General features: G+C 52.7%; 24 protein-coding genes. 17 read left to right on the plus strand and 7 right to left on the minus strand.

Going from position 1 to position 22,869, the window contains the following annotated elements:
- Positions 1-8: 8 nt before the first annotated feature.
- The 8 genes from CWS43_RS07105 to CWS43_RS07140 all read left to right on the plus strand — a co-directional run bounded on the left by CWS43_RS07105 (position 9) and on the right by CWS43_RS07140 (position 8,677).
- Positions 9-566, plus strand: coding sequence for a formate hydrogenlyase complex iron-sulfur subunit (locus CWS43_RS07105; protein ID WP_101076213.1), 558 nt, complete (start codon positions 9-11; stop codon positions 564-566).
- Complete coding sequence (locus tag CWS43_RS07110) at positions 563-1,360, plus strand: NADH-quinone oxidoreductase subunit B family protein (protein ID WP_101076214.1); 798 nt, start codon at positions 563-565, stop codon at positions 1,358-1,360. Before CWS43_RS07105 ends, CWS43_RS07110 begins: the two co-directional genes overlap by 4 nt.
- Positions 1,360-1,839, plus strand: a complete 480-nt coding sequence (locus CWS43_RS07115) for a formate hydrogenlyase maturation HycH family protein (RefSeq protein WP_101076215.1) — start codon at positions 1,360-1,362, stop codon at positions 1,837-1,839. The genes CWS43_RS07110 and CWS43_RS07115 overlap by 1 nt, the downstream gene beginning before the upstream one ends.
- Positions 1,832-2,317, plus strand: coding sequence for a hydrogenase maturation peptidase HycI (hycI, locus tag CWS43_RS07120; protein WP_101076216.1), 486 nt, complete (start codon positions 1,832-1,834; stop codon positions 2,315-2,317). Before CWS43_RS07115 ends, hycI begins: the two co-directional genes overlap by 8 nt.
- Before the next feature lie 216 nt (positions 2,318-2,533).
- Positions 2,534-3,079, plus strand: coding sequence for an electron transport protein HydN (gene hydN, locus CWS43_RS07125; RefSeq protein WP_101076217.1), 546 nt, complete (start codon positions 2,534-2,536; stop codon positions 3,077-3,079).
- 23 nt (positions 3,080-3,102) lie between these two features.
- Entirely contained in the window at positions 3,103-5,274 is a 2,172-nt protein-coding gene (gene fdhF, locus CWS43_RS07130) for a formate dehydrogenase subunit alpha (protein WP_101076218.1), read from the plus strand.
- A 66-nt stretch (positions 5,275-5,340) separates the two neighbouring features.
- Positions 5,341-7,662, plus strand: coding sequence for a carbamoyltransferase HypF (hypF, locus tag CWS43_RS07135; RefSeq protein ID WP_101076219.1), 2,322 nt, complete (start codon positions 5,341-5,343; stop codon positions 7,660-7,662).
- Positions 7,652-8,677, plus strand: coding sequence for a HoxN/HupN/NixA family nickel/cobalt transporter (locus tag CWS43_RS07140; RefSeq protein ID WP_101076220.1), 1,026 nt, complete (start codon positions 7,652-7,654; stop codon positions 8,675-8,677). The genes hypF and CWS43_RS07140 overlap by 11 nt, the downstream gene beginning before the upstream one ends.
- A gap of 12 nt (positions 8,678-8,689) precedes the next feature.
- On the opposite strand, the gene csgC is transcribed toward CWS43_RS07140, so the two are convergent.
- The 3 genes from csgC to CWS43_RS07155 form a co-directional block, all read right to left on the minus strand.
- Complete coding sequence (gene csgC / locus CWS43_RS07145; RefSeq protein WP_101076221.1) at positions 8,690-9,019, minus strand: curli assembly chaperone CsgC; 330 nt, start codon at positions 9,017-9,019, stop codon at positions 8,690-8,692.
- A 91-nt stretch (positions 9,020-9,110) separates the two neighbouring features.
- Positions 9,111-9,581, minus strand: a complete 471-nt coding sequence (gene csgA / locus CWS43_RS07150) for a curli major subunit CsgA (protein ID WP_101076222.1) — start codon at positions 9,579-9,581, stop codon at positions 9,111-9,113.
- Between the two features lie 49 nt (positions 9,582-9,630).
- A complete protein-coding gene (locus tag CWS43_RS07155) occupies positions 9,631-10,119 on the minus strand; it encodes a curlin (protein WP_101076223.1) in 489 nt (162 codons plus the stop codon).
- Between the two features lie 870 nt (positions 10,120-10,989).
- Here CWS43_RS07155 and csgD point away from each other — a divergent pair.
- From csgD to csgG, 4 genes are read left to right on the plus strand one after another with little or no spacing between them, the layout of a single operon-like run.
- Entirely contained in the window at positions 10,990-11,640 is a 651-nt protein-coding gene (gene csgD / locus CWS43_RS07160) for a biofilm master transcriptional regulator CsgD (protein ID WP_101076224.1), read from the plus strand.
- Positions 11,641-11,644: 4 nt separating this feature from the next.
- Positions 11,645-12,040, plus strand: coding sequence for a curli production assembly/transport protein CsgE (gene csgE / locus CWS43_RS07165; protein WP_232776726.1), 396 nt, complete (start codon positions 11,645-11,647; stop codon positions 12,038-12,040).
- Positions 12,041-12,100: 60 nt separating this feature from the next.
- Positions 12,101-12,493, plus strand: coding sequence for a curli production assembly/transport protein CsgF (gene csgF, locus CWS43_RS07170; RefSeq protein WP_101076470.1), 393 nt, complete (start codon positions 12,101-12,103; stop codon positions 12,491-12,493).
- A gap of 32 nt (positions 12,494-12,525) precedes the next feature.
- Positions 12,526-13,359, plus strand: a complete 834-nt coding sequence (csgG, locus tag CWS43_RS07175) for a curli production assembly/transport protein CsgG (protein WP_101076225.1) — start codon at positions 12,526-12,528, stop codon at positions 13,357-13,359.
- Between the two features lie 65 nt (positions 13,360-13,424).
- On the opposite strand, the gene CWS43_RS07180 is transcribed toward csgG, so the two are convergent.
- Positions 13,425-13,883: a nuclear transport factor 2 family protein gene (locus CWS43_RS07180; RefSeq protein WP_101076472.1), complete on the minus strand. Its 459-nt coding sequence runs from the start codon at positions 13,881-13,883 to the stop codon at positions 13,425-13,427.
- A gap of 188 nt (positions 13,884-14,071) precedes the next feature.
- Here CWS43_RS07180 and CWS43_RS07185 point away from each other — a divergent pair, with 188 nt between their 5' ends.
- Entirely contained in the window at positions 14,072-15,877 is a 1,806-nt protein-coding gene (locus CWS43_RS07185) for a DUF4153 domain-containing protein (protein ID WP_101076226.1), read from the plus strand.
- A 51-nt stretch (positions 15,878-15,928) separates the two neighbouring features.
- Here the strand turns inward: CWS43_RS07185 and CWS43_RS07190 are convergent, their stop codons facing one another.
- A complete protein-coding gene (locus CWS43_RS07190) occupies positions 15,929-16,447 on the minus strand; it encodes a cytochrome b (protein WP_101076227.1) in 519 nt (172 codons plus the stop codon).
- A 239-nt stretch (positions 16,448-16,686) separates the two neighbouring features.
- Here CWS43_RS07190 and CWS43_RS07195 point away from each other — a divergent pair, with 239 nt between their 5' ends.
- Both CWS43_RS07195 and CWS43_RS07200 read left to right on the plus strand, forming a co-directional pair.
- Positions 16,687-17,313 (plus strand): YbhB/YbcL family Raf kinase inhibitor-like protein, encoded by a 627-nt coding sequence (locus CWS43_RS07195; protein WP_101076228.1) that lies wholly within the window; start codon positions 16,687-16,689, stop codon positions 17,311-17,313.
- 21 nt (positions 17,314-17,334) lie between these two features.
- Positions 17,335-18,177, plus strand: coding sequence for an AraC family transcriptional regulator (locus CWS43_RS07200; protein WP_101076229.1), 843 nt, complete (start codon positions 17,335-17,337; stop codon positions 18,175-18,177).
- Positions 18,178-18,241: 64 nt separating this feature from the next.
- Here the strand turns inward: CWS43_RS07200 and alaC are convergent, their stop codons facing one another.
- Together alaC and CWS43_RS07210 are read right to left on the minus strand one after the other, a co-directional pair.
- On the minus strand, positions 18,242-19,486 hold the full coding sequence (gene alaC, locus CWS43_RS07205; RefSeq protein WP_101076230.1) for an alanine transaminase: 1,245 nt from the start codon (positions 19,484-19,486) through the stop codon (positions 18,242-18,244).
- Between the two features lie 120 nt (positions 19,487-19,606).
- Positions 19,607-20,143: a GNAT family N-acetyltransferase gene (locus tag CWS43_RS07210; protein WP_101076231.1), complete on the minus strand. Its 537-nt coding sequence runs from the start codon at positions 20,141-20,143 to the stop codon at positions 19,607-19,609.
- 114 nt (positions 20,144-20,257) lie between these two features.
- Here CWS43_RS07210 and CWS43_RS07215 point away from each other — a divergent pair, with 114 nt between their 5' ends.
- Positions 20,258-21,961, plus strand: a complete 1,704-nt coding sequence (locus CWS43_RS07215) for a sensor histidine kinase (protein ID WP_101076232.1) — start codon at positions 20,258-20,260, stop codon at positions 21,959-21,961.
- Between the two features lie 94 nt (positions 21,962-22,055).
- Positions 22,056-22,835, plus strand: coding sequence for a LytTR family DNA-binding domain-containing protein (locus tag CWS43_RS07220; protein ID WP_101076233.1), 780 nt, complete (start codon positions 22,056-22,058; stop codon positions 22,833-22,835).
- Positions 22,836-22,869 lie beyond the last annotated feature (34 nt).

Genomic DNA, 22,869 nt, shown 5'->3' on the forward strand with positions numbered 1-22,869 from the left:
CCATCATCATGCTGAAACTGATTAAAAAAGTGCTGAAAACCGGCACGGCCACGGTGGCTTATCCGTTCAAGCCGCTGGATCTGGTGCCTCATTTTCGCGGCAAACCGCAATATACCGCCGGGCAATGTATCGCCTGCGGAGCCTGCGCCAATGCCTGCCCGTCTAACGCACTGACCATGACGACCGCAGAAGACGGCGAAAGCATTCGCTGGTCGCTGTTTCTGGGGCGTTGCATTTTCTGCGCCCGCTGCGAAGAAGTTTGCCCGACCGCGGCAATCAAACTGTCGCAGGAGTTTGAACTGGCGGTATGGCGTAAGGAAGATTTGTTTGAAACGGCAGACTTCCCTGTTTGCCATTGTCGTGAATGCGGTAAACCTTATGCCGTACAAAAAGAAATCGACTTTGCACTGAACCTGTTACAAGAAAGCGCTGCGCTGAGTGACCGTCAGACCGATGAACGCCGCGTGCAGTATGAAACCTGCCCGGAGTGCAAAAAAATGCACGGTATTTCCTCCACCGACCGGATTGATATCGGCCGCCATATGACTACGGAGGCCCATTCATGAGCCAGAAATTACTTGGGCCACGCGATGAAAATGGCCTGCCGGTTCCCGTCACGCTTGATGAAAGCATTGCCAAACTGAAATCCACATTGCTTGGCAGCATCCGGCGCTCAGCCTACGTTTATCGCGTGGACTGCGGGGGGTGTAACGGCTGCGAGATTGAGATTTTTGCCGCGATTTCACCGCTGTTTGATGCCGAGCGCTTTGGTATCAAAGTTGTTCCGTCACCGCGCCACGCCGATATTTTGCTGTTCACCGGTGCCGTTACCCGCGCCATGCGCATCCCGGCGCTGCGTGCCTGGGATTCAGCGCCGGATCCGAAAATCTGTATTTCCTACGGCGCCTGCGGTAACAGCGGCGGTATTTTCCACGATCTGTATTGCGTATGGGGCGGTACTGACAAAATCGTGCCCGTGGACGTATATATCCCCGGCTGCCCGCCAACGCCCGCCGCAACGATTTATGGTTTTGCTATGGCGCTGGGGCTGCTGGATCAAAAAATCAAAGGCCAGCAACACGACGAAGCCGCCGCAGAACCGGCTGCCCTGCTGCACCCTGAGTTACCCCAACCGCTGCGCGTATTACTCGATCGCGAAGCCCGCCGCATGGCCGGTTACCGCTATGGCCGCCAGATTGCCGACCAGTTCATGGATATGGTCGCCGCCCCCGGTTTGCAGCCGGTAGAACAGCGGGTTTCAACGTATCTGGAAGAACAAGGTGATCTGCGCCTCAGCGAGATAGTCGGCAACCTGCAGCACATTTATCAGCAGGTTCTTCGCGGGGAGGTTCGCCTGTGATGACCTCCGTCAACGACCAGCGCTATGCGCGGCATCAGCCGTATACGGGCAAGCCTGCGGAAAAGAACAAAGTCATTTTCTACTCGCTGAGCAGCAAGTTTGTTGATGAAAAAAGTGCCCGCAAACGCAGCCCGCAAAAAGCGCAGGAAGTGATTTATTACAGCCTGGCGATCGGCCATCACCTCGGGGTGATCGACTGCCTGAAATCACGTCTGGAATGCCCGCTCGACGGCTACCTGCAATGGATTGATTGTTTGCCACAAAACAGCGAAGCACACCGCAAGCTGGCTGGCGTTCAGCGTTTCGGTGAAATCAATATCGACAGCAGCCACACGCATTTACTGGCGCTCGCATTACGCGATTCCCGCACACAAATGAACGCGGAGCAGCAGGGCTGGAGCGATGCACTTATCGCCCTGCTGACGCAAATTGAAAATGACCCTGCGATGTACCTGATGGTCAGGAGATACGATGCCTGATTTATCTTCCCGCTACGCACTGTTGTGCGTGGGCAACAGCATGATGGGTGACGACGGAGCCGGCCCGCGGCTGGCTGAGTTGTGTGCTGAAACCCCGCTGCCTGGCTGGACGGTGGTGGACGGTGGCGCGGCACCGGAAAACGACATCGGCTTCTTACGCGAATTGCAGCCGGAACATCTGGTAATTGTCGATGCCACTGACATGGGGCTGGCCCCCGGCGAGATGCGCATTATTGACGAAAATGACATCGGCGAAATGTTCATGATGACCACCCACAATCTGCCGCTGACTTTTTTAATCCAGCAGCTCCGTGAAGACATTGCGCAAATCACCTTTGTCGGCATCCAGCCAGACGTCGTGGCGTTTTACTACCCGATGAGCGCAGCCGTTGAACAGGCGGTGAACCGTTTGCATCAGTTGTTACCTGCGCTGGAACAGGGATTAGGCATTGCGCCTTTCCAGGCGGAGGTGGCCTGACAGCCGCCATCGACATAACTGTCGATGCGGTGACGAAGCGGACAGGACGTCAGCGACAATTTTCGTCACCGCAAAATAATACGAAGTTAACCAAATGAATTATATAGATAAATATTAGAATTAGAAACTGGCACGCTTTATGTATAAGCCCTACAGCAATGTCGTCAGGCCGGTGTCATCCGGCTCCATAAGAAAATCCGGAATCAGGAGATTTAGATGAACCGGTTTATCATCGCCGACCCTAAAAAATGCATCGGCTGTCGTACGTGTGAAATTGCCTGTGTGATGGCTCACAGCGAGTCACAGGATATCTCTCTGCTCAACGCCGCCACGTTCGCGCCGCGTCTGCATGTCATCAAAGGCGTCAATCTGAGCACTCCCGTCATGTGCCGCCAGTGTGAAGATGCGCCATGTGCAAACGTCTGTCCTAACGGTGCCATCCTTCGTACCGGAGACCATGTGCAGGTGATGCAGGAACGCTGCATCGGCTGTAAAACCTGCGTTGTCGCCTGCCCGTACGGCGCGATGGAAGTGGTCACCAAACCGATTTTTCGCCAGAACGGCGCTGCGATGGTCGCGACTTCGGATAAAGCCGAAGCACACAAATGTGACCTGTGCCATACCCGCGCCGAAGGCCCGGCCTGCATGGAAATCTGCCCGACTAAGGCACTTTACGCCATCGACCGTAACCAGCTACAGGAAATGAACGCAGAAAAACGCCGCCGCGCTGCGCTCGACAGCACATCTCCACTGCTGTTTTAACCCCGGATAGAGGAAATAAACACATGAAAAAAGTCACCACTGTCTGCCCGTACTGCGGGGCCGGATGCAAACTGAATCTGGTAGTGGATAACGGAAAAATCATCCGCGCTGAAGCCGCTAACGGCGTCACCAATCAGGGCGAACTGTGCCTGAAAGGCTATTACGGCTGGGATTTTCTCAATGACACTAAGCTGCTGACACCGCGTCTGACACAACCGATGATCCGCCGTCAGAAAGGGGGAAAATTCGAAGCCGTGAGCTGGGATGAAGCCATCAGCTACACCGCAAAACGCCTGAAAGAAATCAAACAAAAGCATGGCCCGCGTTCCATTATGACCACCGGTTCTTCCCGTGGTACCGGCAATGAAACCAACTATGTGATGCAAAAATTTGCCCGTGCGGTGATCGGCACCAATAACGTCGACTGCTGCGCCCGCGTCTGTCACGGCCCGTCAGTGGCCGGTTTACAGGCCACGCTGGGCAATGGCGCGATGAGTAACTCTATCGGGGATATCGAAAACTCCAAGTGCCTGCTGGTCATCGGCTATAACTGCGCGGATTCACACCCGATCGTCGCGCGCCGCGTCATTAAAGCCAAAGAAAAAGGGGCGCAGATTATTGTTTGTGACCCTCGCCGTATTGAAACCGCACGTATCGCCGATCAGCATCTGCAAATAAAAAATGGCTGTAACATGGCGCTGGTGAATGCATTCGCGCATGTGTTAATCGAAGAAGATTTGTATGACCACGACTACGTGGCTAAGTACACCGAAGGCTTCGAAGAATACCGTAAAAATGTGGCAGATTACTCACCGGAAGCGGTAGCAGAACAGACCGGCGTTTCCGCACAGCAAATCCGCCAGGCAATGCGCACTTACGCCGCCGCACCTTCCGCCACCATTATGTGGGGAATGGGCGTGACGCAATTTGGCCAGGCCGTTGACGTCGTCAAAGGGCTCGCAGGGCTGGCATTGCTCACCGGTAATCTTGGCCGCGCTAACGTGGGCGTAGGCCCGGTACGCGGCCAGAACAACGTGCAGGGTGCCTGCGACATGGGTGTGCTGCCAAACGAATTCCCCGGCTACCAGTCCGTCACGGACCCTAAAATCCGTGCGAAATTCGCCGATGCCTGGGGCATTGATGTCAACCAGATGGACGCCGAAGTGGGCCACCGCATCACTGAAATCCCGCATCTGGCAATAGAAGGTCACGTAAAGGCCTACTACATCATGGGTGAAGATCCGCTGCAAACTGAGGCCGATTTGGGCCTGGTGCGCAAAGGCTTTGAAGCACTGGAATTTGTGGTGGTTCAGGATATTTTCATGACGAAAACCGCCGAACAGGCGGACGTGATTTTGCCAGCCACCTCATGGGGCGAACACGGCGGCGTATTCTCCTGTGCAGACCGTGGCTTCCAGCGTTTTGAGAAGGCCATCGAGCCAAAATACAATGTCAAACGCGACTGGGAAATTATCAGCCTGCTGGCGACCGAACTCGGTTATCCGATGCATTACAACGATAACCAGGAAATCTGGGACGAAATGCGCAGCCTGTGCCCTCTCTTCTATGGCGCGACTTACGAGAAAATGGGTGAACTTGGGCATGTTCAGTGGCCTTGTACCACCCTTGAAAGCCCGGGGACGCAATACCTGTACGCGGATAACCATTTCGACACGCCAACCGGCAAAGGCCAGTTGTTTGCTGCACCGTGGCGCGCACCAGCTGAAGTGCCGGACGGCGATTATCCGCTGGTGCTCTGTACCGTGCGCGAAGTCGGCCACTACTCCTGTCGTTCCATGACCGGGAACTGCGCCGCATTGCAAACGCTGGCAGACGAACCGGGCTTTGTGCAGATGAACCCGATTGACGCGCAGGCTCTGGGCATCCGTGATCAACAGCTGGTTTGGGTCGCTTCCCGCCGGGGCAAAGTCATTTCCCGCGCCAATTATAACGAGCGTATCAACCTTGGCGCGGTATACATGACCTACCAGTGGTGGATTGGTGCCTGTAATGAATTAACGCAGGATAATTTGGATCCGATTTCCAAAACGCCGGAAACAAAATATTGCGCGGTTAAAGTCGAACAGATCGCCGATCAACGCTGGGCAGAAAATTACGCGCATCAGACTTACAGCGACATGAAAGCGCGCCTGCGCAGCGCCGTTGAAGATGTGATCCCGGTGGTGGAGATTTAGTTTTTTCGCTCCTCCTGAGAAGGAGGAGCAACACTCCTTACACCCTTCGAAACGCCAGGAGGTTTCATGTCTGACTCTGGTCTGCGCATCCGTATTTGCGGCAAGGTACAGGGCGTCGGTTTCCGGCCTTTCATCTGGCAACTGGCTGACAGCCTGCGGCTTCGTGGCGAAGTCTCTAATGACAGCGCAGGGGTAGAAATCAGGCTGCTTCAGCCGGTAAACATTAACGTATTCATCGGGCAATTGCAGCGCAACTGCCCGCCTCTGGCGCGTATTGACAGCGTAAGTGTTGACACTTTCGACTGGCCGGTTCCGCCACAGAATTTCACCATTACTGACAGCCGTCAGAGCCGGATGGATACTCAGGTTGTGCCCGACGCAGCAACCTGCCCTGAGTGCCTGAAGGATATTATCCGCAAATCCGATCGCCGTTTCGGCTACGCCTTCACTAACTGCACACACTGTGGCCCGCGTTTTACGCTGATCCGCAGCATGCCATATGACCGGCCTTCTACCGCCATGGCGGAATTTGCCTTGTGCCCTGAATGTCAGCAGGAATATCAAAACCCTGCCGACCGGCGCTTCCATGCGCAACCGGTCGCCTGCCCGCGCTGTGGCCCCAGAGTCAGTGCTACAGGGCAAAATGGCGGGACGCTGGCACAGGATGGCGCGGCACTTGACTATGCGGTCACGGCAATACGGGCGGGGGAAATTGTCGCCATCAAAGGGCTGGGCGGTTTTCATCTGGCTTGTGATGCCACTCAGCAAAGTGCGGTTATGCGCCTGCGAGAACGTAAACATCGCCCGACAAAACCGCTGGCGGTGATGTTGCCGGATATCAGCTGGCTGGCGCAGTGCAGCGATGAAAATCCGCAATTTACGTTGCGTGAGCTGCTGAGCTCGCCCGCCGCGCCGATTGTGCTGACGGCAAAAAGCACAGTGTCGCCTTTGTGTGCTGCGATTGCGCCAGAGCTGAGTGAAGTCGGGCTGATGCTGCCCTTTACGCCCCTGCATCATTTGCTGATGCAGGCCTGCAAAACGCCGCTGGTGATGACCTCCGGCAATGCGACAAATTGCGCACCGGCGCTGACCAATACAGAAGCATTGCAGCAGCTCAGGGGGATTGCCGATCTGTGGTTGCTGCATGATCGCGATATTGTTCAGCGTGCGGATGATTCCCTCGTACGCCTGCTCCCCCGGGGTGTGGAAATGCTGCGCCGTGCGCGGGGTTACGTCCCGGATGCCATCACGCTCCCCGTCGGGTTCGACCTTCAGCCACCCTTGCTGGCACTGGGCGGTGATCTCAAAAATACTTTTTGTCTGGTGCGGGGCGATCAGGCCATTCTCAGCCCGCATTTTGGTTCACTGGCGCGAAGTGATATTGCAGAACAGCAACAGCGGGCGATCGAACATTTTCAGCATCTCTATGACTGTACGCCAGAGGTCATTGCCCGCGATGCCCACCCGGCTTATGTCAGCCATATTCAGGCCGGGAACCACGGGCTAAAGGTCGTTGATGTATTTCACCACCATGCCCATATTGCGGCCTGTCTGGCTGAACACCACTGGCCGCTGGACGGCAGCAAAGTGATCGGGCTGGCGCTCGATGGACTGGGTTACGGCGAGAAAGGCGGGCTTTGGGGCGGTGAATGTTTACAGGTTGATTATCTTCACTGCGCACATTTAGGTGGATTACCCGCCGTTGCCTTACCCGGTGGCGATCGCGCAGCTGCGGAACCCTGGCGTAATTTGCTGGCGCAGTGGCAGGCGTTCGTACCGGACTGGCAGACCCGTCCCGAAGCACAGGTGCTGCAAGGGTTTCCCTGGTTACCGTTGTCCAGAGCCATGACTGCCGGAATCAATTCACCACAGGCATCTTCCTGCGGGCGTTTATTCGATGCGGTTGCCGCTGCGCTTGATTGTGCCCCCGCACAACTCAGTTGGGAAGGTGAGGCAGCCTGCCGGCTGGAAGCGCTGGCTCAGGAAGCTGACGGCATTTCACATCCGGTGACGCTGCCGCTAAACCATACGCCGGCGGGCACTTTTCTCGATTTAGCAATTTTCTGGCAGCAGTGGCTTGACTGGCAGGCTGCGCCCGCGGCGAAGGCTTTCGCCTTTCACGATGCACTGGCTCAGGGCTTTGCTGCCCTCGCCCGTTTTCACGCAGTGAGAACCGGCACCCGCACGGTCGCTCTGGGCGGCGGCGTGCTGCATAACCGGTTACTGCGCCGGCTTTTACACCACTATTTAACGCCCCTTCGCGTGCTGATGCCACAAAGCATACCGGCAGGCGACGGCGGTCTGGCGCTGGGTCAGGCAGTGATCGCCTGTGCCCGCCTTCAATATCCCACCTCTGATTTAAAAGGTAAGGATCCTCATGATCAATAGAGACTTTTTTCACACACATCGCCGCGCATTCTGGCTTTTAATCGGGCTACTGGCGGTGAATTTGCTTTCCTGGGGCTGGGCGCTGGTGGTATTTCACCACAATGCGGCACTGGTTGCGGCAGCGTTGCTGGCTTACGGCTACGGCCTGCGGCACGCCGTCGATGCCGATCACATTGCCGCTATCGATAACGTCACTCGCAAGCTGATGCAACAGGGGCAACGCCCGGTCGCCGTCGGTGCCTTTTTCTCACTCGGTCATTCGAGCATTGTCGTGCTGGCCTGTGTAGCGATTGCCGCGACTTCTCTGGTGTTTGGCAACAAAATCGGCTGGCTTCATGATTACGGCAGTACCATCGGCACGCTGGTTTCGGCGCTGTTTCTGCTGATGATGGCGCTCCTCAACGCGCTTATCTTGCGTGATGTCTATCGCCGCTTTCAGACCCTCAAACAGGGCAAAAATGTTCAGGAATCCACAGAAATGATGGCTGCGCAGGGCGGGATCATGAGCCGTCTTTTCGGCTTTGCCTTTAATCTGGTGAATAAAAGCTGGCAAATGTATCTGGTGGGTTTTTTGTTCGGGCTGGGGTTTGATACCGCAACCGAAATCGGTCTGCTGGGGATTTCGGCGGCGGGCGCGTCTTCCGGGATGTCAGTGTGGAGCATTCTGGTATTTCCGGCCCTGTTTGCCAGTGGCATGGCACTTGTCGACTCGCTGGACAATTTTGTCATGGTCGGCGCATACGGATGGGCCTTTGATAAACCCGTTCGCAAGCTCTATTACAATATGACCATCACCGCCACCAGCGTGATCATCGCCTTGTTTATTGGCGGGCTTGAAGCACTGGGCCTGATGGCCGATAAGCTGGATTTGCACGGCGGGTTATGGGCAATTGTCGGGCATCTGAATGACAACATGGGCAGCGTCGGTTACGCCGCCGTAGGGATTTTCGTGGTGTTCTGGGGCATATCTGCGCTGAATTATCGCCGCAAAGGATATGACAATCTGGCGGTATAAGCCGGCAGGCGATCAGGCGTCATCCGGCAGGGTAAGCTGCTTTTCCAGACGCAGTTTATCGCCGTCGGTGACCGTAATCATTATCTGAGTCCGCCCGCCCGGTTGTATCACAAAACGCATCTGCCCCAGAGGCTGGGGCTGGTTAGCGGCAAGATTGACATTGTGGCTTTGGCGGCTGGTGCTGGAACCCGCAACCCCCTCCTGTGACACAGAGACCGCAACCTGGCAGGCGCAGTCCCGGGTGAGATTAACCATCGGTGTAACCACATAATTCTGCGCATCGTGGTGCGTATCAAACCACAGCTGGTTGGACATCACGGCAGCAATCAGAAGCAAATGCATAACCTTTATCCTCCGGCATACATCGAAAAAAAACAGGGCTGGCGCCCTGTTTATGTTTTAGCTCTTCCCCCTTCGCAGGGAGGCCACTTCATCAGTGCTGATTAGTATAAGCCAGGTTTGCTGTACCCACCTGAGTCACGCTGGTCAGGCTACCGTTAGCGCTCTGGGTGTTCTGAGACAAGTTGCCCCAGCCAGACTGAGAAACCAGAACCTTACTGAGATCAGCACTCTGATTCACATTGGCCGTATTATAACCGCCATTTTTTTGGACAATGCTGATCAGGCTCTTATCGCCCGTTTGTGAAGTCGTAGCCGCGTTGTGGTAACCGTTCTGATTAATCGAAGTCAGAGAGTTTTTCACCCCGCTTTGATCAGCATTGGCATAGTTACCGGTGCCTTCCTGATAGATCTGGATTTCAGAATTCCACTGTGTGGTCGAGAAAGTCGGGACGGTAGACGAACCACCGCCATTGCCATGGCCATTGCCAAAATTATTACTGTCGGCAAACGCACTGCCACTGACGACTAAAGCGGAGACTGCCACAATTTTCCAAAGTTTCATGATGCTACCCCATTGGTTTAATATCGGATGTCATAAAAACGCATGTTTGTTAATGCTGTGTCACTCTAATCGCCATTCCTGACGAGTTTTGTACGACACCGCTGCTCTGGTTCGTACCATTTTGGCGAATTTCCGTCACACTCCGGCCCTGTTGCAGAATGTAAGCCGTATTGCCAAAATTCTGTTGCGTAATGGAAGCGTCCGCGCCGCCGCTTTGCGATATATAAGCAAAGTTGTCGCTACCGCTTTGGGAAATATCTGCGTTATTTCCATTACCTCTTTGATTTACCATTGCCGTATTCTCTGTCCCTAATTGCCGGATATTGCTGGAACTTCCGCCCCCCGACTGATTAGTTGAGGCCAGATTATTATTACCGCTCTGATAAATGACTGATGAATTCCCCGATGAACTTCTTGCGCCAGCAAAATACTGATCCGGACTGTCCAGATTCATTTCCGAAAACGCCATATCTGATTGCTGCGCCTGAGCGACCCAGGATACTGAAAGTAATGCCAGGGTCAGTAAAGTCTTTTTCATTTCGTCACCCTGTATATCGCCGGTAACAGTATTTGATCACCGGTTTATTGCTGTTGACGAATTGATTATGGTGTTTGCCAAAAATAAGGAACTCACCCGCACGTCGTATTTTAATTACCGTCTTCATTAAAAAGTATGAGTCACCGCTTCTCATGCGGATTGACCAGAATGTTTCAGTGAAAGGTCAGCACTGCTAATCGACCCTATGGCATTAATCCTAAAGTGACAGAAAACACCCGTTTAAATAATCACACAAATGCAACTATTCCTAATATTTACCGGCGGATAAATTGCCTTAAAAGAGATCTTCACCACATTTCCGTACCTTAACATTGTACATCAAAGCCCGTTCAGCCTGCTTTAACGCCGCACCACGCCAGCCAGAAAGGGCTTTTATCGCAGCTCACCTAAGTAAAATCAATTATAACAGATGCCGTTATTTGAGTTATTAAAGAAGAATCATGCAACTTGTTGCTGTATTTGGCGCGTTATTGGGAACGAATCTTCGGTAAATTTGCAACCTTAACAAGACCAAACGTTAAGAATGTGTAAAGAGCTTACTTAAGCATTCTTTAAGAAGGCAGTGTCACGTCAATACAAATACATTAAGAAAAGTTTATAAATTTTGAGTTACATTTTGAAACATAAATAAGCCTTGCGTAAGAGAAACCAAAAGCTAAATTGAGTCTGTACCGCACATAAAGTGACCTGAAATATTATGTGCATCAGGTTGTGTTTATTTGCTACTTTCAGATATACACAGCAAACATACAGCTATAGATTTAGCAAAATAAAATCTCAGTCTATTACCTGCCTTTTATTTCCGGGCAATGGCGGGCTGTGGCTATAAAAATCAGGGCGGGTTTCATTATGAGTAATGAAGCAGCAATCAATAATAATATTCTTTTATTAGTGACCAAACCATCATTACAGGCCAGTGCTTTATTGCAACAATTAAAACAACAGCTTTGCGTGAACACCCGGTTACATAACATTCATAAATCACTTGATGAACAATATCTTCATCAGACTTTAATTCTCTTCGATATGATGGAAGCTGACAGGCGGACAATTGAAGTCTGGCAATCAGCGGTTAACCGTTATCACGACAGCGTCAAATTATTATTATTAAATACACCGGATAACTATCACTTTCGTGAAATCGAAACCTGGCCGCGGATCAGCGCCGTTTTTTATCTTTCTACCGATGAGGAAAATCTGGTGGAAGGTATCAGAAGCGTAATCCGCGGAGAATGCTATTTCTCTCAAGGCTTTGCCAGCTACCTGATCAATCAGTCCGGTGCCTTCCGTCACCTTCATTCTGAAGATACCGGCCTGACCCATCGCGAAAAAGAGATCCTCAATAAATTACGTGTAGGGGCTTCAAACACGGAAATTGCACGTTTGCTGTTTATCAGTGAAAACACCGTAAAGACGCATCTCTATAATTTATTTAGAAAAATCTCGGTAAAAAACCGTACTCAGGCGGCTTCCTGGGCGAACGACAATCTCAAGCGCTGACATTATGACTATTTGCATAAAGAGCTTCTGGCTCTGGCTGGCGCTGCTTTGCGCGACCTGCCTGCAGGTTCAGGCTGCGGATATAAAAGATCCCGGACTCATCACCGACCGTACGGTCACGTCGGTGGGCCACGACTTTTACCGCGGTTTCACGGGCAGATGGGAACAGAACTATCCGGAAACCATCACGATTTCAGAAAGACCCAGTGCCCGCTGGGGCAGCTGGATCACCATAAAAATAGGTCAGGACACCATTTATCAAACGCTGTTGTTTCCGAACCGTCGCAATTTTAATAAGGACGTCGATACCGCCATCGCAGGCGTGACCGAAGCATTATCGCGACGCCAGTTAGACAAAGCATTACTGGGTACCGGGGATCTCGCCCATGACGAATTTTAATGCACAGCTTCTTCTAAGGAGAGCATCGTGAATATTCCTGTCTCTGCTTCGCGCTCAGTCATGCTGCTGGCATTGCTGACGGCGTCCCCGGTTTCCTGGGGCGGCAATATGGTTTTCCAATTTATTAACCCGAATTTCGGCGGCAACCCGAATAATGGCGCGTTTCTGCTCAATGAGGCTCAGGCGCAGAATTCTTATAAAGATCCGAACGCTTATGACTTTGGCTCAAGCAGTACATCGGCGCTGGATAACTTCACGGCATCGATTCAGTCGCAATTGCTCAGCAGCCTGATGGGCAACATTAATCAGGGCAAACCGGGGCGGCTGGTCACGCAGGACTTTATTGTGGATATCCAGAATACCGACGGGCAGCTGGTCATGAACGTCACCGACCGCAAAACCGGCAAAGTGTCCACTATTCAGGTTCAGGGTTTGTCTAGTACAACCAATTGATTCCTATGACCAATAAAAACAGGAACAACATCATGCGCAGCTATTTATTACTCATCGCAGTCTTTGTGTTGAGCGGGTGTCTCACAGCGCCACCTAAAGAAGCCGCCAAACCGACATTACTGCCGCGAGCACAAAGTTATACGGATCTGACGCATCTCCCGTCACCACGGGGACGTGTTTTCGTCTCGGTTTACAATATCCAGGATGAAACCGGCCAGTTCAAACCGTATCCGGCGAGTAACTTCTCAACGGCGGTGCCGCAAAGCGCCACGGCAATGCTGGTATCCGCGTTGAAAGATTCGAAGTGGTTTATCCCCCTGGAACGTCAGGGCCTGCAAAATTTGCTGAACGAACGCAAAATTATCCGTGCAGCGCAGGAAAATGGCAGTGTCGCCATTAATAACCAGAGACCCCTTTCGTCACTGGTGGCGGCAAATATCCTGATTGAAGGCTCGATTATCGGTTACGAAAGCAATGTGAAATCGGGCGGCGTGGGGGCGCGCTACTTTGGCATCGGCGCCAGTACGCAATACCAGTTAGACCAGATAGCCGTGAACCTGCGTGCTGTCGACGTCAATACCGGGGAAGTTCTGTCGTCTGTTAATACCAGTAAGACCATCTTGTCGTATGAAGTCCAGGCCGGGGTATTCCGCTTTATCGACTATCAGCGTCTGCTGGAAGGCGAACTGGGCTATACCACCAACGAGCCAGTGATGTTGTGCCTGATGTCGGCCATTGAATCCGGGGTCATTTATCTGGTCAATGACGGCATCGATCGTAATCTGTGGCAATTGCAGAATCCTTCAGAGGTGAATTCACCGGTTCTGCAACGCTACAAAAACAGCGTTGTCCCTGCCGAATCCTGATGGGCGGCGGTTGGCGAAGGGGGAAGGTTGGTTGAAACCCTCCCCCTTCTTTTTTTAAAACCGTATCAGGATTTATTTTCTTCGGCTTTCACGGTCTGGCGGTAATTGTTAACCCGCTTTTTATCTTCAAGATTAAAATCAGGATCCAGATAAATGCTCAGCCGTTTGATCAGCAAATCTTCAAATACAAACACGGTGCAGAAATGATGGCTCCGGACCTCGGAGGTCGGCCAGCGATCGCCATTTTGCATCACGCCGCGCATCTGCCCTTCCAGCACGACCGTGTCGCCCTCACTCAGGAACTGAAAAGCATCCTGAATATGCTGGATTTTGTCGATTTCAAGCGCAAAGCGTTTTCCCAGTTCGCCCAGCGATGACTTTCCCTGCGCGGTGCCAAATTTAGGGAAGAAAAGCACGACATCCTCTGCAAAAAGATCCAATAACGATGCGTCTGCCTGATCCAATTTGGCGTAAAAATTCTTAACGATTTCAATGCGTTTCTCTTTCAGTTCGTGTGCTGACATTTTCACCTCGAAATTCTCCATCCAATCATTAAGCCTAGTAACTGCATCTGATTTTGCCAGTTATGCGGTAAGGCTCACAAAACCATGCCTCATGCCATATGAAGAGTTTTCTGCACTCAGGAGCGGAACCCACTACACTGGCAGGAGTTTTTACCATTACTTCCTCTTACACTCTTGGAGAGTCACGGATGTCTCAATTCACCAGAACAGGTCGCGAAATGCCGCCTGTTTCGCCATCTGGCCGCTGGCTGATCATCGCAATATGTCTGCTACAGGGATTGCTGCTGTACTTCTTTATCTCCGGGTACGATTCGCCGAAATTTACCGGCTTTACCCATAATATTTACGGACAAACTATGGCACTGGTATTACCGGTGCTAATTTCATTATCAGTTGCGGAGCTGGGTAACCGCCGTTTCTGGGGAGGTATGGCGCTCATCACGCTGCTGCTGGCAGGCATGGCGGCCTGGGCAAAAAGCAACCTTTTCGGTACGTCAGTGAATGCCGTGATCCCGGCGTTCTATTTGTCGCTGGCACTTCTGGTGTTCTTTATTCTGCCGTGGTTGCAGGTGCAAGCCTTCCCGGCACAAACCCGTTACCGCTACGCCAATCTGTCTGCCTGCTACAGCCAGAATACGCTGTGTGCGATGCTGACCGTGCTGCTGATGCTGCTGGCGCTGGGCGTAATGGCGCTTTGTGCAGCGTTGTTCAGGCTGATCGGCATTGAGTATTTCCACACACTGTTTTTTGATACACCCGTGTTTATGTGGCTGGTTTACGGGCTGTTGCTGGGGGTGAGTATTGTCACCTGCCGCACACAGCCTTCACTGATGAACACCACACGCAATATCATCGGCTTCATCCTGAAAGGCTTGCTGCCACTGGTGGCATTTGTCGCGCTCATTTTCCTGCTTGCGTTGCCGTTCACGGGCCTGACCGCGCTTTCGCTCACCTGGTCTGCGGCCAGTTTGCTGACCATTATGGCACTGAGCCTTCTGTTGCTGGTCAACGTGGTACGTGAAACGGATAGCACGGAGAAACCTTACCCTCGTTTTATCCGGCTCATGGTCAACGCCGCGATCTTATTGCTGCCGGTGTATGCCGCGCTGGCACTGTATGCCACGGGGCTACGCATCTCTCAATATGGCTGGACGCCACAGCGCCTGTGGGCGGTACTGATCATCGTCGTCACGCTGACCGCTTCACTTTGCTACAGCTTTTCGGTGATCGACAAGCATCCGGGCTGGCTGCCGCGGATCACGCAGTTCAATAAACCGCTATCCCTGCTGATCGTGATATTGGTGATTGCGGCTAACAGCCCGGTTCTCGATCCTTACCGTATCAGCGTGAATAACCAGATTGCCCGTCTGGACAGTGGAAAAACGCAGGCGAAAGATCTCGACCTGAGAATGCTGCGCTTCGAAACAGGACGTCGCGGTAATGACGCACTGAGCAAACTGGAACAGCACCCTGCCTTTACGGCTGATCCACGTTTGTTGGTTGCGTTGAAAAAAATTCAGGCGCAGACATCCCGCTGGGGCTCTTACAACGACAAAGATGCCGACGCACTGGCGAAAAGCTACCGGATTGAAGAGGCGAAGAAGATGATTTTGCTGGCGAAAGGCGCAGTTCAGCCCGATGATTCCTGGTGGAAGGCCCTGCCAGATCTGGAACAGTACCGCAACACGCTGCGCGATTGTCTGAGCCTGCAGAACGCCTGCATCATCAATACGCCGGATTTAAACGGCGACAAACAAAAAGAAGTTTTCTTCTGTAATACCGCGGATATTCCCTCCGTTAACTGCCGCGTTTACAGCCGTCAGGACGGAAAGTGGTCGCAAGCGGGCGAGCTTTATCTGTATCAGGAAAAGGACAGCGAAGCGCTGATTCAGGCCCTGCGCAACGGGGAAGTCAAACCGGTCCCCCGCAAATGGGCGGATATACAAATAGAAGGTAAACGCCGCGTGGTTCATTACAACCGCGACGAAGAATAGCCTTAGCGTGCTTTTACCGGCAGACCTCACGGCCTGCCGGTGAATTCATCATTAAGGCATCATGCGCTGTAAGGTGTCATCTTTTCGAAAATAATGATGATAAATCGCCGCCAGTGCATGTAATCCAATCAGGTAATAACCAAAGTTCGCCAGAAATTGATGTGCCGTTCGCACGGTGCGCCGGACGGAGGGATCCGGCGTGACAAACTGCGGCACGTGCCAGCCGAATAAATACCAGTCACGGCCGCCAAATTCCAGTGTCAAAACACCGAGCACGGGCAGGGAAAGAAACAACAGATACAACACACCATGTACTGCATGAGAGGCGGCGATTTGCCAGCGCGGCAATGCAGGCGTGATGACCGGGGTTGCGTGGCGGGTACGCAAAAAAATACGAATGAACATCAGTAACCAGACACAAATGCCGAAATTAAAATGCAGCAAACGCACCAGTGGCTGATTGTCTTCGGGGAAGTCGTCGCGGGTCAGCATGGCCGCATAAGTCAGAATAATCAGCAACAGCGTTGCCCAGTGCAGGCTTATCTGGGACAGCGAATAGCGGGTTTTCATGAGCAATTTCCTGGCCGGAGGATAAATATTCATTAAAAGGTCTCGGAGTGAGTATAGAGAGGAATTACGCAGACTTTGTGGATATTCCTGTTCAGCCGTCTCCCCCAGACATGAATTGACACATCCGGTCAATATGAGCGGAAAAGTGAGTAATATGACTGGCTATGTCCCACACTGTCCCTCACATCCCTTTATAATCCATTCACACTGACACATAATGACCTTACGGGGATTATCCAATGAAATTGATCAGCCAAAGTTTTGAGAACGGTTCACCCATGCCCGGCGAGTTTGCTTTTGCCGTAAAAGATGAAAAAAACCATCTGGCGCTTTCCAGCAATAAAAACCCGCATCTGGCATGGCACGACGTGCCGGAAAACACCCGTTCGTTTGCACTGGTGTGCGTGGATCCGCATGTTCCAAGCCGGCCGGATGACGTCAATCAGGAAGGTAAAGTGGTTTCAGCGTCGTTACCGCGTATCGATTTGTTCCACTGGTTGCTTGTCAATATTCCCGCAGACACCCGTGAGATTGCCGCAGGCAGCCACAGCGACAGCGTGACGCCACATGGCAAGCCTGCTCTGCCTGCTGAAGCCGGAATGCGCCACGGCATCAACGGTTACACCGCCTGGTTTGGCGATGATGAAAATATGGGTGGCGATTATTACGGTTATGACGGCGCCTGCCCGCCGTGGAATGATGAACTCGTGCACGATTACGTCTTTACGCTGTATGCGCTGGATATCCCTGCACTGGAATTGCAGGATAAATTCTACGGCCCGGATGTTCTTGCAGCCATCGAAGGTCACGTTCTGGCACAAGCCAGCCTGACCGGGACCTATACGTTAAACCCGAACCTGAATTAATGCCCTCTGGCAGGAGACACCGTGCAGCCTGAAAACCACAGCAATGCAGGAAATCTTCTGCCTGACCAGTTGCCGGTCAACCACGACCGGCTTTTTTCTCTGGCACAGCCTTTTTTGCAACAACCTCATCAGGCGTCTAATTTTCGTTTTTTTGAGCCATCATTGCTGCGGGTTCATTCCGGGCAACTGACGCTACGCCTGGAGCACGAGCCCCCGGAGATGCTGGGGAACTCGCCCCATCTGATGGTGATTTCGCAACACACTCAGGCACACGTCAGCAAGATGCCCGATGCCGAAACCGGGGTTTTCTCATCGCTGTTTCTGGGGTTCTCACCGTCGCTGATCGCCGGATTTTACCGTGATAACGCCCCGCTGCTGACCCCTTTGCCGGCGCTTAATGGTTTCCAAATTATTCCGCTGGATGATGAATTGCAGGAAACGCTGGATTACTGCCTTCGCGCGATCAGCAACCCCGCCAGCACTGCGGTACAACAGAACCGCCTGACCGGCGTACTGATTGCGCTGGCGGAGCGCGGGATTTTATTCATGCCACGCGCCGGTGAACCGCTGGGGACCCGGCTGACCACGCTGCTGTCTTCCGCGCCAGAATTTGCCTGGACGGCGGCAAATGCCAGCCAGCAGCTGGCAATGAGTGAAGCCACGCTGCGGCGGCGGCTGGTGGAAGAGCAGATTAGTTTCCGGACATTATTGCAGGATATCCGCATGCACCATGCCATGACCCTGCTGCAAACCACGCGCTGGAGCCTTTCACAAATAGCGGATGCCTGCGGCTACCGCGCCAGTTCGCGTTTTTCTTTGCGGTTCAGGCAGCGGTTTGGCTGTTCGCCCTCGGCCATTCGTTGATAAAAAAAGCCAGTCATCTGAGATGACTGGCTTTCATACATTCGGCTTTCACTGCTTCAGAAAATTATTCGGACTCAGCGGGCGGTTCGCTGCCGGCTTTTTTCGGTGCCAGCAGGCCGTCTGCGCGGAACATCGCTTTAATGCCGCGTACGGCCTGGCGGATGCGGTCCTGGTTTTCGATTAACGCGAAACGCACATGCGTATCACCGTAATCACCGAAACCGATGCCCGGCGAAACACAAACTTTCGCGTCAGCCAGCAGTCGCTTCGCGAATTCCAGCGACCCTAAATGGGCGTACGCTGGCGGAATTTTGGCCCAGACGTACATCGATGCTTTCGGATTTTCCACCATCCAGCCCGCCTCGTGCAGACCGCGAACCAGAACGTTCCGGCGCTGGCGATACTGTTCGGCAATGTCTTTCACGCATTGCTGGTCACCTTCGAGCGCCGCAATCGCCGCCACCTGTAACGGGGTGAAGGTGCCGTAATCGTGGTAACTTTTGATACGCGCCAGCGCACTGACCAGCTCAGGATTGCCCACCATAAAGCCAATACGCCAGCCCGCCATATTGTAGCTTTTTGACAGCGTGAAAAATTCCACGGCGATGTCTTTCGCACCCGGCACCTGCATGATCGACGGGGCTTTCCAGCCGTCGTAGACGATATCGGCATAGGCCAGATCGTGGATCACCAGCACGTTGTATTGTTTTGCCAGCGCCACCACCCGCTCGAAGAAATCCAGTTCTACGCATTGCGCCGTCGGGTTAGACGGGAAGCCGAGAATCATCATTTTCGGGCGAGGAATGGTTTCACGAATAGCTTTTTCCAGCTCGGCAAAGAAATCCACACCTTCCGCCAGCGGCACGGAACGTACCTGCGCACCGGCAATCACTGCACCGTAAATGTGGATCGGATAACTTGGGTTTGGCACCAGAACGGTATCACCGTGATCGAGCGTCGCCAGCATCAGATGCGCCAGCCCCTCTTTCGACCCGATGGTGACGATAGCCTCACTTTCCGGATCGATTTCTACCTGATAACGATCGGCGTACCAGCGGGAAATCGCCCGGCGCAAACGCGGAATACCACGAGATGTCGAATACCCGTGCGTGTCTTCACGCTGCGCAACCTGCACCAGTTTCTCCACGATGTGTGGCGGCGTGGGGCCGTCAGGATTCCCCATACTGAAATCGATAATGTCCTCGCCACGGTGGCGTGCGGCCATTTTCAGTTCAGCAGTAATGTTGAAAACATAAGGGGGAAGACGATCGATACGTGAAAAACGACGGGGTGAACTGGAATCAGCCATAATTTCCTCTGGGATACGTAAGCGCCCGGACCGTCCGAGCGACGCTGGCCGCTTTGCGGCCTTCAACGAACATAACGCAGAGCAAAATGGCTGTCGAGAGAGTGAGCAACATTTTTTTAACTAAGGGCGCGGATCGCCCGCCAGCAACCCCAGCAGCCAGTCGTTTTTCCACTCCTCGCCAATCCTGTAGCTGTCACGCAACCGCCCTTCGAACTGAAAGCCGCATTTCTCCAGCACGCGGCGTGATGCATCGTTGCCTTCCAGCACATTGGCCTGTAAACGATGGAAGCCGCAGTGGTTGAATGCAAAATTCAGCACTTCACGTAATGACTCCACCGCATACCCTTTACGCTGATGTTCCGGTGCCAGAATAAAGCCGACTTCACCCTGCTGATAAGGCCGCCAGTCAGGGAAAAACCCGGTGAGACCCACGGCGGCACCGGTCTCTTTTTCACGGATGAGCAAACATAACCAGAAATCACAGTAGCGATCCCAGTCACCAAGACGCTGTTCGAACCGGCTGTGAATTTGTGCGGGTGTTTCAATATCACCGATAAAGCGCATGACTTCCGGGGCCTGGTAAAGCCGCAAGAAAAATGTCCAGTCGTCGGGCTGTACAGGCTGCATGACCAGCCGCGGCGTTGATAACGAAATCATTTCTGATGGCTCTCCTGTGTCTGCTGATGGTGAAAGTCTGACCTTTTACATATAATAACCGCTGAATCCATTTGGCACGCCTTTCTTTAAATCGTGCAAAGAGTCTAATCTGCCATGCCTCACATGTTCGATATGTTGCTGGCGGTCTTTGACCGTGCAGCACTGATGCTTATCTGCCTGTTTTTCCTCACGCGTACCCCGCTGTTCCGTAAACTGCTGCATAAAGAAAATGATAACCATACGGCGCTGGAACTGGCGGCGGTGACAGCCATTTTCTCTCTGTTTGCCATTTTCGGCACGCTCTCCGGGATCAACGTTGAAGGCTCGCTGATCAACGTACGGACCATCGCTATCATGTCCGGCGGTATCCTGTTCGGGCCGTGGGTCGGGATCATCACAGGTGTGATTTCAGGCACTCACCGTTTTCTTATCGACATTCACGGGCCAACGTCAATTCCCTGCCTGATCACCAGTATTACCGCCGGTTTCCTGTCAGGCTATATCAATAAAAATGTCAAAAAAACGCTGCACTGGAAAGTGGGTATTATCGGCGGAATGCTGTGCGAAACGCTGACCATGATCCTGATTCTACTGATGGCCCGCCCGTTTTCACTCGGGCTGGATATCGTGATGAATATCGCCGCACCGCTGATCCTGGGTGCCAGTTCGATTGGCCTCATCGTGATATTGGTGCAAAGCGTCGAGGATGAAAAAGAGGTCATCGCCGCCCGGCAGGCGCGGCTGGCGCTGGATATCGCTAATAAAACGCTGCCCTATTTTCGTAATATCAATGCCGAGTCGCTGGCCAGTATTTGCAGTATTATTCGTGATGATATCGATGCTGATGCGGTGGCGATTACCGATACCAAAAATATTCTGGCGTATGTCGGTGTCGGAGCCGAAGAGTACAACATCGGCCACGAAACGCTCAGTGAGATGACGAAGGCCACGCTGGAAAGTGGCCAGATTACCGTCAAGAACAACGATGAAATGCACCGCACGCCGCAGATTCATTCGCTGATCATCATCCCCCTGTGGGAAAAAGGCGAAGTGACCGGCTCGCTGAAAATTTATTACTGCGATCCACACCGTATTACGTATTCGCTGAAGGTGATGGCCATCGGGCTGTCGCAAATCATGTCGACCCAGATGGAAGTTTCACGTACCGAGCAGTTGCGCGAGATGGCCAATAAAGCCGAAATGCGTGCGCTGCAAAGCAAGATCAATCCGCATTTCCTGTTTAACGCGCTGAATGCCATTTCGTCTTCCATTCGCGTTCGTCCTGACGTTGCGCGGCAGTTAATCATCAATCTTTCCCGTTACTTGCGTTATAACCTGGAGCTGAACGACGAGCTGATCGACCTGCGAAAAGAGTTACATCAGGTGCAGGATTACATCGCCATCGAACAGGCACGCTTTGGCAGCAAACTGACCGTCATCTACGATATTGATGACGATATCTCGGTTAAAATCCCCAGCCTGCTGATTCAGCCACTGGTAGAAAACGCGATTGTCCACGGGATCCAAAAGTGTAGCGGTAAAGGGGTTGTCGTAATTTCAGTCAAGCATCAGGCTGAGGGGATCAAGGTTTCGGTGAAGGACACCGGTCATGGTATTAATCAGGAAACCATTGACCGCGTGGCACGTAATGAAATGCCGGGGAATAAGATCGGTTTACTGAATGTGCACCACCGGGTTTCGTTGCTGTATGGTCAGGGTCTGGATATTCGCCGCCTTGAGCCTGGTACAGATATTTCGTTTCTGATAACACGCACTCAACCGCAAGTCACCGCCGCCCCGGAGAGCAAAATAGCCTGACACGCTGTGTGCTAAAAAAACCGAATCATCAGAAATTTTTGTCGTTTTTAATCTGCCGCCCGCTTTTCGGGCGATCGCACCGGGGGATAATTCCGTGAAAGCTATTATCGTCGAAGATGAAGTGCCCGCTCAGGAAGAGCTGAGTTATCTGATTAACACTCACAGCAGTATCAGCGTCGAGGCGATATTTGATGACGGGCTGGATGTCCTTAAATATCTGCAATCGCATGAAGTGGATGCAATTTTTCTCGATATCAGTATCCCTTCGCTCGACGGCGTGTTGCTGGCGCAAAATATCAGTAAGTTCGCCCATAAACCCTACATCGTGTTTATCACCGCGTACAAAGAGCATGCAGCCGAAGCCTTTGAAATTGAAGCCTTTGACTACATCCTGAAGCCCTATCACGAATCTCGTATTGTCACTATGCTGCAAAAGCTGGAGTCACATTTTCGCCGGGATAAAGAACAGACCGGGAAAGAAATGACAGACAAGCCGGAAGAGATGCAGCCGGTAACGAGCAGCGCCGCCGGTACGGGCCGTATCAGCCACAGCATTAATCTGATTAAAGATGAGCGCATTATCGTCACAGACATCAACGATATTTATTACGCGGCTGCACAGGAAAAGGTCACGCAGGTCTATACCCGCAAAGAAGAATTCACCATGCCGATGAACATCACCGAGCTCTGCAACCGCCTGCCGGAGGAGCATTTTTTCCGTTGCCATCGTTCATACTGCGTGAATTTGTCGAAGATCCGCGAGATTGTACCGTGGTTTAACAACACCTACATTCTGCGGTTAAGCGATTTAGATTTCGAGGTGCCGGTCAGCCGAAGCAAGGTGAAGGAATTCAGGCAGTTAATGCGGTTCTGATGTTACGGCCTCCTTCTTACAAAGGAGGCCGTAA

The organism is Rahnella sp. AA, from assembly GCF_002834385.1.
Lineage (GTDB): Bacteria > Pseudomonadota > Gammaproteobacteria > Enterobacterales > Enterobacteriaceae > Rahnella.

What these genes read in the sequence shown, in the direction of transcription:
- csgE (WP_232776726.1), top strand. Translation starts at nt 11,645, where the DNA reads ATGACTATTTGCATAAAGAGCTTCTGGCTCTGGCTGGCGCTGCTTTGC.
- hydN (WP_101076217.1), top strand. Translation starts at nt 2,534, where the DNA reads ATGAACCGGTTTATCATCGCCGACCCTAAAAAATGCATCGGCTGTCGT.
- CWS43_RS07215 (WP_101076232.1), top strand. Translation starts at nt 20,258, where the DNA reads ATGCCTCACATGTTCGATATGTTGCTGGCGGTCTTTGACCGTGCAGCA.
- CWS43_RS07155 (WP_101076223.1), bottom strand. Translation starts at nt 10,119, where the DNA reads ATGAAAAAGACTTTACTGACCCTGGCATTACTTTCAGTATCCTGGGTC.
- csgD (WP_101076224.1), top strand. Translation starts at nt 10,990, where the DNA reads ATGAGTAATGAAGCAGCAATCAATAATAATATTCTTTTATTAGTGACC.
- CWS43_RS07105 (WP_101076213.1), top strand. Translation starts at nt 9, where the DNA reads ATGCTGAAACTGATTAAAAAAGTGCTGAAAACCGGCACGGCCACGGTG.
- csgG (WP_101076225.1), top strand. Translation starts at nt 12,526, where the DNA reads ATGCGCAGCTATTTATTACTCATCGCAGTCTTTGTGTTGAGCGGGTGT.
- alaC (WP_101076230.1), bottom strand. Translation starts at nt 19,486, where the DNA reads ATGGCTGATTCCAGTTCACCCCGTCGTTTTTCACGTATCGATCGTCTT.
- CWS43_RS07210 (WP_101076231.1), bottom strand. Translation starts at nt 20,143, where the DNA reads ATGATTTCGTTATCAACGCCGCGGCTGGTCATGCAGCCTGTACAGCCC.
- CWS43_RS07115 (WP_101076215.1), top strand. Translation starts at nt 1,360, where the DNA reads ATGACCTCCGTCAACGACCAGCGCTATGCGCGGCATCAGCCGTATACG.
- CWS43_RS07110 (WP_101076214.1), top strand. Translation starts at nt 563, where the DNA reads ATGAGCCAGAAATTACTTGGGCCACGCGATGAAAATGGCCTGCCGGTT.
- csgA (WP_101076222.1), bottom strand. Translation starts at nt 9,581, where the DNA reads ATGAAACTTTGGAAAATTGTGGCAGTCTCCGCTTTAGTCGTCAGTGGC.
- CWS43_RS07185 (WP_101076226.1), top strand. Translation starts at nt 14,072, where the DNA reads ATGTCTCAATTCACCAGAACAGGTCGCGAAATGCCGCCTGTTTCGCCA.
- CWS43_RS07195 (WP_101076228.1), top strand. Translation starts at nt 16,687, where the DNA reads ATGAAATTGATCAGCCAAAGTTTTGAGAACGGTTCACCCATGCCCGGC.
- csgF (WP_101076470.1), top strand. Translation starts at nt 12,101, where the DNA reads ATGCTGCTGGCATTGCTGACGGCGTCCCCGGTTTCCTGGGGCGGCAAT.
- hypF (WP_101076219.1), top strand. Translation starts at nt 5,341, where the DNA reads ATGTCTGACTCTGGTCTGCGCATCCGTATTTGCGGCAAGGTACAGGGC.
- fdhF (WP_101076218.1), top strand. Translation starts at nt 3,103, where the DNA reads ATGAAAAAAGTCACCACTGTCTGCCCGTACTGCGGGGCCGGATGCAAA.
- CWS43_RS07140 (WP_101076220.1), top strand. Translation starts at nt 7,652, where the DNA reads ATGATCAATAGAGACTTTTTTCACACACATCGCCGCGCATTCTGGCTT.
- CWS43_RS07190 (WP_101076227.1), bottom strand. Translation starts at nt 16,447, where the DNA reads ATGAAAACCCGCTATTCGCTGTCCCAGATAAGCCTGCACTGGGCAACG.
- CWS43_RS07180 (WP_101076472.1), bottom strand. Translation starts at nt 13,883, where the DNA reads ATGTCAGCACACGAACTGAAAGAGAAACGCATTGAAATCGTTAAGAAT.
- csgC (WP_101076221.1), bottom strand. Translation starts at nt 9,019, where the DNA reads ATGCATTTGCTTCTGATTGCTGCCGTGATGTCCAACCAGCTGTGGTTT.
- hycI (WP_101076216.1), top strand. Translation starts at nt 1,832, where the DNA reads ATGCCTGATTTATCTTCCCGCTACGCACTGTTGTGCGTGGGCAACAGC.